Here is a 6,773-nt window from a genome sequence, read left to right as displayed (position 1 = left end):
CACTTAAACGCTCATTTAATGTAAGTAGCCTGCCATGTTTGTGCTGCGCAAGGCCAAGTTGCCTTAAACAGTTTTCAACCACAATGACTGCGCCATCAACAATTAAACCAAAATCGATTGCGCCTAAACTCATTAGATTACCCGATACGCGATTACCTACCATGCCGGTAACGGCAAATAACATACTAAGCGGAATAACCATTGCCGTAATAAGCGCACCAGTTACATTACCTAATAACAGCAGCAAAATAACAATCACTAGCACCGCGCCTTCGAACAGGTTGGTTTTTACGGTTGCTATGGTTTTATCAACAAGGGTTGTGCGGTCATAAACTGCTTCTACCACAACACCTTCAGGCAAGCTTAGCTGTACGTCTTTGAGTTTATCAGCCATGGCTTTTGCCACTACGCGACTGTTTTCGCCAATTAGCATCATGGCGGTGCCGAGCACGGTTTCTTTACCGTTATAAGTAGCAGCGCCGGTTCTAAGCTCTTTACCTAAACGCACATTTGCTCCATCTTTAATCCGTACCGGTGCATCATCTCGCTTAGCAATAACCGTGTTAGCGATGTCATCAATGGTTTTTAATTGCCCTGGCGAGCGCACTAAATATTGTCCGTCAAAACGTTCTATAAACCCTGCGCCTTGATTACTGTTATTTAATTTAAGTGCAGTAATTACATCGCTTAGCGTGAGCTTATAAGCGAGTAGTTTTTCAGGCACGGGGGCTACTTGGTACTGGCGCTCAAAGCCACCTTGGCTATTAATTTCGGTAACGCCTTTTACTTTTAATAGCTGCGGGCGAATAACCCAATCTTGCAGAGTACGTAAATCCTCTGCGTTAAATGGCGTGCCATCGTCTTTTATCGCGCCTTTATTTGCATGCACAGAGTAAGTAAAAATCTCCCCTAGCCCGCTGGCAATTGGCCCTAAGTTTGGCTCAATATTGGCTGGCAAGTCTGAGCGAATACTTTGAATGCGCTCTGATATTTGCTGGCGCGCCCAGTAAATATCGGTGCCTTCGTTAAAAATAACGGTAACTTGCGAAAGTCCATAACGCGAAATCGAACGAGTGTAATCAAGCTTTGGTATGCCCGCCATAGCGGTTTCAATTAAATAGGTAATGCGCTGCTCTGCTTCAAGCGGGGTAAACCCAGGCGCTTTTGTATTTATTTGTACTTGCACATTAGTTATATCGGGTACGGCATCAACGGCTAAATTTTGTGTGTTGTATACACCAAACCCAGCAAATAAAAGCGTGAGCGCAAGCACCATCATTCGGCGTTTAACCGCAAAAGAAACTATCCAATCAATCATGCTGCCTCCTAGTGTGAGTGNGCTTGCGCCGCTTTTTAAAATATCGGCTTTAATTACATAACTGTTTTGCGTTACGTACTCACTATTTGGCGAGAGCCCCTCAAGTACCTCTACCCACTCGCTGTTTTTAGCACCAAGCTTTACAGGGCGTACTTCAAATATATTGCCGCTTTTAATAAACACACTAGGTTTGCCGTTAAATTCCTGCACAGCTGTAGACTTTACTCGCACTGCAGCATCTACTTTTGCAGTACTAATGTCGCTATTAACATGCATACCAGGGCGCCAATGACCATTAGGGTTTTTAAGCTCGATTCGCGCACGCGCAATATGCCCGCCGCTCATCATAGGGGCTATGTAAAACACCTCACCTTGCGCATTTAAATGATGATGTAAATCGTACACTTTTGCGCTTTGTCCTATGGCGAGCTTTTCAATATTTTCAGGAAAAGCCGAGAGCTCGACCCATACGGTTTCAAGGTTTACTATTTGCATTAATGCGCTATTGGCAAGCTCACCGCGCTTTAAATATTGCTCGGTAATAACGCCTGTAATTGGGCTTTTTATGGTGTAATTTTGCAGTGTTTCGCGGTTGGTAATGCTTGCCAGCTTATCGCCTTTTTTAACGTTTTGACCAATGCTTACAAAGATATCGTTAACTAGGCCGGTATAAGGCGCCATTACTTCAACGGTGCCGTGCGCGGTGGGTGCTATAACACCAAATAGAGTATCTGTTAGTTCAACGCTACCTGCTTTTGCTATCTCGGTTTTAATTCCTGCGCGTTCAATTGCTTGGGAGCTTAGCGTTGTGCGCCCTTCTTCTTGCTCATAATGATAATTTATTTCAACGCCTTTATAGCGTGCCATTACATCAAGCTTAAAAGAATGCGGCTCGTTTACGCTCACGGTACTTACTAAATAGTCATCTTCGGCTTTGAAGCGAATAAGCTGTGGCTCTTCACTTAAACGCTGCACGTTTATGGTTACGTCTAACTGATTTATATCCACAGCTTTATCGTTATTAAAGCCATATATTCGCAGCTCGGTATTACCTGCAAACTGGGTTAACTTAAGCTCTAAATCAAGGGCGTTATTGGTTAGTAAAAATCCGCCGTGTGGGCCTTTTTGTGTGTGTTCGTCTTTGTGGCCTTCTTCGTGACCTTTTTCGTGATGGCTATCAGATGCCATAGCCGTGCTACTTAAAAATGGGAGTGTAAATAATTGCGTTATAAATAATGCGATAAGAGTGTTATTCATGATTGATGAGTCTCAATTAAAGGTTGGCCAGTTAAACGCTCAAGGGTAAGCAGCACTTGATATAGCTCGCTATGGATGTTGATAAGTGCGCGTTTAGAATCAAATAAAGCTTGCTGTGCGTCGAGTAATTGCAACACCGATATTTGCCCTTGTTGATAGCTTTTTAAACTTTGTTTTATAAGCGTTTGTGCTTGTGGAATAACTTGCTGTGTTAATAGCTGTGCCTGCGCAGTTTTACCTTGGTAATACGCATACAAAGTGCGTATTTGCTGGCGTAGCTGAACACGTAATTGCCCTTGTTGCTCATTAAGTAGCGTAAGTTGATGCTTTGCAGCCTCAATATTACCGCTATTAGAATTGCTTAATTGCAGTGGCATTGAAAAAGAAAACACCAACGAGCTGGCATCAGTTTGCTGGTTATATCGCACGCCACCACCCAGGGTTAAATCGCTTTGCCCGCTTGAGAGTTGCAGCGACAAATTAGCCGTTTGCTGCATATATTGCTGCTGCAGCAGTGCAAATTCAGGTGCTGTATTTACCGCATCAAGTAGCACTGCTTCACTTTTAACAGCAGCTATTTGTGATAAATCGCCAGCATAGTAATCACTCACTTGCGGCTCTTGCCACAGCTCGGTTAGAGCTAAGCGCGCACGCTCAAATTCGCTATTTAGCATCAGCGTATTTAAATCTACTTGGCTTAATGCATAACGCATGCGGGTTACATCAGCACTTGAGGCTGCACCCGCTTTAGCGCGTTTTTCAATTGCGTTAAGTGCCTGCTTAACGGTGTTTTTACGCTCACTATTTAAAGCAATTAACGCCTGAAATTTAAGTATTTGGTAATAGCGCTCAGCGGTGGTTGCTAAAAGTGCTAACCGAGTATTTTTATACTCAATTGTTTGCGCTTTTATATTTGCCGTGGCGTAGTTAATGCGGTTTTGGCGTTTATCACCCAGCTCTATTAATTGGCTTAAAGCCAGCGTGTACTGCGCCCCCGAAAACGCATGGGAGCCGTGGGTTCCTAAAAAGTTTTCAGCTTCAAAACTCAGCTCAGGATTAGGTGAAAGCGCAGCTTGGGTTTTAAGCGCCGTTAATATTTTTTGATGATACGGGTAGCGTTTAAGTTCAGCATTTTGCTGCTCGGTATTTTTAAGCGCTTGCTTTAGCGTTAATACGTTTTGAGGCTCATTTTTTGCCAAAACGCTCATTGCAGGTAATGCGCACAGTAGCGCCACCAGCATAAGTGGTTTTTTGTTCATATAGCATGTCCGTTTTTTAACAAACAGAGTTGACTTAATCACTACGCCTATTTTAAAAACAAGCGCAATTAAGCAACCTAAAAATGTACATAACTAGCCTTATAGCGCACAGGCGCAGGCAGTTATTTACAAAGTGTTTAAAATTAAAAACTAGCTATAAAAATTTGGTGGCGGAACATCTGGTGGATAGTTTAAACCGCTATAGCACGCAGGCAGTGTAGCTTGGCTTTGCTCAGGGTTTATAGAGTGATTTAGCGTACTGTAGTAACCACAGTGGCAATGCTGATGGGCATGTATTTCAGTAGGTGATTGCGCATCTTCATCGTTTACATTTGCTTGAGAATGAACATGCGTAGCATGATCAACTTCTTCTTGCAGATGATACGCCGCCGCATCACAGCTAATAAAGCTGTGCACAAGCACTAAAAGTATCACGACTAAAAAGTAGTTTGAGCGCATTACCTACCTAAAAACTCTAAAATGCAATTTAAGAAATCGCACAATACCTTAAATTTATTCAAATGTAGAGAGCCGCTTACGTTATTTTCTAAATTCACTTGGTGATATACCCACTGATTTTTTAAACCGTTTAGAAAAATTAAATATATTAGGATACCCCACGTAAGCAGCAATATGGGCAACAGGCCAGCGGGTATTTAGTAGTAAGCTTTTAGCTCGTTTAATGCGTAAATAAATAAGCTGCTGCATAGGGCTTTTACCAAATTGCGCTTGGCATAACCTATGTAAATGCGGTGCTGAGTAATGCACGTGCTCGCACATAACCTCTATAGTCCAATCAAACTGTAAGCGCTCTTCTACCTCTAAAAACAAGCTGGTTAATCTGTTTTGCCCACCTATTTGCGGCTCGCTTTGAAGCGTAGTGTTTAAATAGTGGCTTAAAATAGGCATAACACCTTCGCGCAAAGTAGCGTTACTTTCGCTATATAAAAGCTCCATAGCTAAATGTAATGGCGCTAATTGCTGATTAGTTAATACCTTAGCCTGTGCTAAATTCAAGTGTTGCCAGCGTTTAGTGTTTGCAAGGTTTAGCCAAATCACATCCCACTTTTCGCTTGCTATTTTAACCTCAAAACTTTGCCTTGCAGGCAATATAGCTAAGCTATTTTCAGTTAATGAGTATTGGTTATTAACTGTTTTAAGTGTGCCCTGACCAGCCAAAGTATAAAAAAGAGTGTGTTCGAGCGGGTTAGTACGTGCAACACAATAGTCACCCAATAAATTAGAGCAACCTGCCAGCTCTATTTCAAGGTTTGGCATTTGCGAAAGCGTGGTTAAATCAATAAACCGCTCTGTACACTCTGGGCCAATATCGAGTACATCTACAATAGTGTTGCGCATAATTTAAAATGATAGTTTTGGACAAATAAAAGAGAGCTTTAAGCATAACCCCAACGCATTATTTTAGCTATATTTAAGCCACTATAATTGCCATACATGCAATAGGACACTAATGAACTCACTACAACACATAATTAATCGCCGTGATTGGGAAAACCCAATTTCAGTACAAGTTAATCAAGTAAAAGCGCACAGCCCACTCAATGGATTTAAAAGCGTTGACCATGCCCGTACTAACACACAATCACAAAAACAAAGTTTAAACGGCCAATGGGATTTTAAATTATTTGATAAACCCGAAGCGGTTGATGAGTCATTACTAAGTGAAACACTAAGCAAAGACTGGCAAAGCATTACAGTGCCTTCTAACTGGCAATTACACGGCTTTGATAAACCAATTTACTGTAATGTTAAATACCCATTTGCAGTTAACCCGCCATTTGTACCAAGCGATAACCCAACAGGTTGCTACCGCACTGAGTTTACTATTACACCGGATCAATTAGCGCAGCGTAACCATATTATTTTTGAAGGCGTAAACTCGGCGTTTCACCTTTGGTGTAACGGTCAGTGGGTGGGCTACTCACAAGATAGCCGCTTACCAAGCGAATTTGATTTAAGCGAGCTGTTAGTGGCAGGNCTAACCGTATTGCGGTTATGGTTATTCGTTGGAGCGATGGCAGTTATTTAGAAGATCAGGACATGTGGTGGCTAAGCGGTATTTTTCGCGATGTTAACTTACTTACAAAACCACAAAACCAAATACGTGATGTATTTATAACCCCAGATTTAGACGCCTGCTACCGCGATGCAACGCTACATATAAAAACGGCGATAAATGCGCCAAATAACTACCAAGTAGCAGTACAGGTTTTTGATAATGAGCAAGCACTCTGCGAGCCACACATACAAAGCACTAACAATAAACGCGTTGATGAAAAAGGCGGCTGGAGCGATGTTGTATTTCAAACAATTGATATACAAAGCCCTAAAAAGTGGACCGCCGAAACCCCGACCTTATACCGCTGCGTTGTAAGCCTGCTAGATGAGCAAGGCAACACAGTAGATGTTGAAGCCTATAACATTGGTTTTAGAAAAGTGGAAATGCTTAACGGGCAGCTTTGCTTAAACGGCAAACCGCTACTTATTCGCGGTGTTAACCGCCACGAACACCACCCAGAAAACGGCCACACAGTAAGCACCGCCGACATGATTGAAGATATTAAGCTGATGAAGCAAAATAACTTTAATGCTGTACGTACTGCTCACTATCCTAACCACCCGCGTTTTTACGAGCTGTGCGACGAGCTAGGTTTATACGTAGTGGACGAAGCCAATATAGAAACCCACGGCATGTTTCCTATGGGGCGTTTGGCAAGCGATCCACAGTGGGCTGGTGCATTTATGTCGCGCTATACACAAATGGTTGAGCGCGATAAAAACCACGCCTCTATTATTATTTGGTCACTGGGTAACGAATGCGGACACGGCGCCAACCACGATGCTATGTACGGATGGTCAAAAAGCTTTGACCCTTCTCGCCCAGTGCAATACGAAGGTGGCGGCTCAAATACCACAGC

4 protein-coding genes and 1 pseudogene are annotated in these 6,773 nt (G+C 42.7%); 1 reads left to right on the top strand and 4 read right to left on the bottom strand.

Annotation, left to right across the window (positions count from 1 at the left end):
• The 4 genes from L652_RS1000000125455 to L652_RS0112690 form a co-directional block, all read right to left on the bottom strand.
• Positions 1-2,575: efflux RND transporter permease subunit (locus L652_RS1000000125455; protein WP_253951853.1), on the bottom strand; the 2,575-nt coding region annotated here is incomplete at its 3' end.
• On the bottom strand, positions 2,572-3,834 hold the full coding sequence (locus L652_RS0112700; RefSeq protein ID WP_024595138.1) for a TolC family protein: 1,263 nt from the start codon (positions 3,832-3,834) through the stop codon (positions 2,572-2,574). The genes L652_RS1000000125455 and L652_RS0112700, both read right to left, overlap by 4 nt.
• Positions 3,835-3,984: 150 nt before the next feature.
• The gene (locus L652_RS0112695; RefSeq protein WP_024595139.1) at positions 3,985-4,293 is read right to left on the bottom strand and encodes a hypothetical protein; all 309 of its coding nucleotides are present in this window, start codon (positions 4,291-4,293) and stop codon (positions 3,985-3,987) included.
• Positions 4,294-4,374: 81 nt separating this feature from the next.
• Positions 4,375-5,193, bottom strand: coding sequence for an AraC family transcriptional regulator (locus L652_RS0112690; protein WP_024595140.1), 819 nt, complete (start codon positions 5,191-5,193; stop codon positions 4,375-4,377).
• Positions 5,194-5,305: 112 nt separating this feature from the next.
• On the opposite strand from L652_RS0112690, the pseudogene L652_RS01000000123775 reads away from it, so the two are divergent.
• Positions 5,306-6,773 (top strand): annotated as a pseudogene (locus L652_RS01000000123775) (glycoside hydrolase family 2 TIM barrel-domain containing protein); the annotation flags it as partial.

The organism is Pseudoalteromonas sp. TB25 (genome assembly GCF_000497995.1).
In the GTDB taxonomy this organism is placed as follows: Bacteria; Pseudomonadota; Gammaproteobacteria; order Enterobacterales; family Alteromonadaceae; genus Pseudoalteromonas; species Pseudoalteromonas distincta.
Note: the sequence above shows the minus strand (reverse complement) of the source record. Positions and strands in the feature narration are given on the sequence as shown.

Bases quoted from the DNA above. Each gene is read 5' to 3' on its own strand.
- L652_RS0112695 (WP_024595139.1), bottom strand. From the start codon at position 4,293: ATGCGCTCAAACTACTTTTTAGTCGTGATACTTTTAGTGCTTGTGCAC.
- L652_RS0112690 (WP_024595140.1), bottom strand. From the start codon at position 5,193: ATGCGCAACACTATTGTAGATGTACTCGATATTGGCCCAGAGTGTACA.
- L652_RS0112700 (WP_024595138.1), bottom strand. From the start codon at position 3,834: ATGAACAAAAAACCACTTATGCTGGTGGCGCTACTGTGCGCATTACCT.